This window comes from uncultured Campylobacter sp. (assembly GCF_938045775.1).
In the GTDB taxonomy this organism is placed as follows: domain Bacteria; phylum Campylobacterota; class Campylobacteria; order Campylobacterales; family Campylobacteraceae; genus Campylobacter_B.
Map to the genome: position 1 here is coordinate 1 of NZ_CALIBH010000130.1, position 3,320 is coordinate 3,320.

At 43.8% G+C, this 3,320-nt stretch carries 3 protein-coding genes and 1 pseudogene; 3 read left to right on the plus strand and 1 reads right to left on the minus strand.

Going from position 1 to position 3,320, the window contains the following annotated elements; translation table 11 throughout:
- The 3 genes from Q0238_RS04995 to Q0238_RS05005 all read left to right on the plus strand — a co-directional run.
- The coding region (locus Q0238_RS04995) for a manganese efflux pump (protein ID WP_297943476.1) at nt 1–188 on the plus strand (188 nt) is incomplete at its 5' end.
- Between the two features lie 55 nt (nt 189–243).
- Entirely contained in the window at nt 244–1,377 is a 1,134-nt protein-coding gene (locus Q0238_RS05000; protein WP_297943479.1) for a hypothetical protein, read from the plus strand.
- A 317-nt stretch (nt 1,378–1,694) separates the two neighbouring features.
- Nucleotides 1,695–2,684: a hypothetical protein gene (locus tag Q0238_RS05005; RefSeq protein ID WP_297943482.1), complete on the plus strand. Its 990-nt coding sequence runs from the start codon at nt 1,695–1,697 to the stop codon at nt 2,682–2,684.
- 436 nt (nt 2,685–3,120) lie between these two features.
- On the opposite strand, the pseudogene Q0238_RS05010 reads toward Q0238_RS05005, so the two are convergent.
- A pseudogene (locus Q0238_RS05010) lies at nt 3,121–3,320 on the minus strand (SAM-dependent methyltransferase); the annotation flags it as partial.

A 3,320-nucleotide genomic window follows, 5' to 3' on the forward strand; every position in this document is an offset into this window, starting at 1 on the left:
AGACAAACATCCTCTACGCCTGTTGCGTAATCGGGCTCGTCTGCTTCGCGCTGTGCGTCGCGGCGTGCTACGCAGGCAAGCTAACGGGCAAATTTCTGCAAGCCAAGGCGCTCGTTTTAGGCGGCGCGATTTTGATCTTAATCGGGGTTAAAATTTTACTCTCGCATCTCGGCGTTATCGATATTTAGCGACTTTTAAGCGCCGCTTTGTGATAATCTTTAAAACTAATCCGCAGGAGCGAAAATGAAAAATTTAATAAATTTAACCAGCGGCGACCGCCTAAATTTGCGCGTGCAGGGTCAAATTTTACTCAGCAAGAGCATCAAAAACGGCAAAACGAGGCAGACGCAAAAGGAGTTTGCCAGCATAGACGAGGCACAAAAAGCCTGCGCGAAAAAGGAGTGGGAGAGCCTAAAAAAGGGCTACGTCATGCAAAACGCGGATGCGAGGCCTGGCGAAACGAGCCTGCACGTTTACATCGGCGGCGGATACACGGGCGCGCTGGCGTTTGCGAGCTTTGAGGGCGAAAATTTCGTCTATAAATGCGGCGGCTACAAAGAAAACGGCTCGGTCGATTTTTTGACTAGGCTGGGCGCGGACGGCGCGATAAAAGGGGATATTATTTTGCCAAAGCCGCTTGCGTGGCAGGCGGAGCGTGCGGGCGAGGTTTTGCTTTTGGATCTGGATCATTTTATCTTTAAATTTGATCCCGCAACGGGCGAATTTAGCGATCTCTCTCAATGGTTGAGCTTTAAAAACAGCAAAGAATTTACGAGTTTCGTTTGCGCGGCGAAAGATACGGCGGCGTTTGCGATATTCGGTCAAATTTTTATTTTGCGAGACGGCGAAATTTCGCTTCTTACGCAATATAAGGCCGAAATGAAAAGCTCCACGCCGATATTTTGCATCGCGCTTAGTGCGGACGGCTCGCGACTGGCGCTTTGTTGCAAGCAAAACGAGATTCAAATTTTAAGCGCGCTTGACGGCTCTTGCGGCAAAATTTTAAGCGAGATAAAAGGGGGCTCCGGCATTTTGGATAAAATTTGCTTTCTACCCGACGGCTCGCTGCTCGGCAAAGAGCGCCACTCGGATAAGCTAATCTGCCTTGACGCGGACGGCTCGCGGCTGGGACCTGCGTGGCTACAAGGCGAGTGCGCGCAGGCGAGCGATTTTTGTCTGAGCGAGGACGGCTCGCGCCTTGCGATAATCAGCTATGGTAAGGCTCACATCGTTGATCTAAAAAGCGCAAATTTGACGCTTAGCTTTGAGCTGGAGCACGTCGTAAAGCGATGCGAGGCGAAATTTGAGAATTCAAACGGTAGCAAAAATTTGGCCGTGCGCACCGACTACGGCTGCTTTAGTTTGTATCGCGTTTAAATTCCGTGAAATTTAAGCCGCAGGTGTAGGCTTCTACAGATTGCGCTTTTAAGGCGAGCGATCTCCTCTCGATCTTTTAATAGCGCGCCCGGTTTTGGGCCATTCGACACCCAAAGCGTAACGGCCTATATAAAATTGAATATCAGCGTTTCGATTGCGGCGGCGGCTTTGATAGAATTTTCGCTTGAATCAACAAAATAAGGCGCTTTTAATGCTGAATAGCGCCTGAAAAAGCTTAGCCGCTACGGCTTTAATATCATATCTTGCCAGTTAAGCTTAAATCGGCTATCATTGCACGAAATCTGAAGGGGGCAAATTTGAAAAAATTCTTTGTTAATTCTCTGCGCCTTATAAAACGCCACTATATAATCTCTGCGATTTTTATCATCTGCATTTTGACATTTATCCCTTATATGCCTATAAATATGGGCTTAAACTACGCCGGAGTTTGCACCAATCCTCTGCATTTTGGCATCTTATCGGATAACGAATTAAAAGAGATAGCGTTTAAGCAGTATTTGAAAAACGAACATGCAAAGAGCAATTACCCTTTTTATGAAATCTTTTTAAGAGATAGTAGACCGAAAGATTTAGACTTTGATATCGACTGGTGGGAAATTTATCGTAAGTGTAACGGCGACAAGCGTCCCGACGATAAGTGCGAATTTTGGAAAGTGTCTAAAGAATTAAATTTAGAAAATCTATTGTCTATCGGTAGGCAAATTTGCAAAGATGGAAAACAAGTCGCGCAGATAGATAAATCCATACTAAAAGCTATAGACGATGAAAGCGTGGTGTATCCATGGGAGGATAGCAAGCTTTTTAATGATAAAGGAGAACTTAATTATTCGGTTTATTACAAGAGAAAGTATCACGATGAAAAAACGCATCAAGAATCGGATTTGATATTAAAATTTTTTCAATATAACTCTATTGCAGCGTTTAAATCTGATAAGAATTTCACTGCCTCTGATAAAATTCGAGGAGAAAGCGATAGAATTGTATATATTATAAAGTACAGTGGAACAACAGGCTCGCTGATGGCAATGTTAAAAAATAGAAATTTTGATAGTTTTTGTGAAGATATCGATTCAATTGAAACGGGAAAAAGAGATCTAAATAAACTTACTTATCGCGGTACTACATTGTTAGAAGATGATACGACAAAAACATGGACAAGTAATAATTATGGCGAGATAAGGATACGCGTAGATAACTGCGGGAACGGACTTGAAACACTATATCATGGTCCTTGGGACTATTTTGAAGAATATATGAAACTCAATAAAATCAAATTTAAGGAGTAATCTACGTCAAAAATAGTAGATATGAGCGGTAAAATCGCACAGGGCGGCTATGCCTATGCCGAGGGCAATCCTTGCTAAATTTGAGGCGCGGATTTTTTGCATAAAATCACAAAATTAAAATTCGGCAGCAGGTTCTACCCGCATGCACTTAGCTCACAGAACAAATACGATAAATTTAAGCGGTCTTGATCTCTCGCAGCCTATATCACTATAGGATAAATGCTGCTAGAAGCACAAAATATCCGATGGCGACCGTTAGCGCGCCCACAGCAAGGATAACGCCCTCGGCCGAAATAATTCCTTTCGCGGTTTCTTTTTTGAGATAAATAGCCAATTATATATTAGTCTAGCCTAAAGATTTGGATTCGGCTAAAAGCGGGTGGGATTAAAATTTAATCCGTCTTCAAATTTGCCTAAATCTAAATTTACAAAAAATCTATTTCTTACCCACCAGCAATTTTGAGCTACCGAGCATCAGCCATTTTGCCTCGCGCGGGTCCATAAAAAGCCCCTGCGTCGTGTCTATGAGCTCAACTCGCTCGTAGCCCTGCTCCTTAAGCCGTGCTATGAAAGCATCCATGTCGCCGTAGTTTCCGCGCGAGAAAAGATCGTGGATCGCGAAGCTGCCGCCCTTTT

Excerpts from the sequence above, each read along its gene's own strand:
- Q0238_RS05000 (WP_297943479.1), top strand. The coding sequence starts at position 244 with ATGAAAAATTTAATAAATTTAACCAGCGGCGACCGCCTAAATTTGCGC.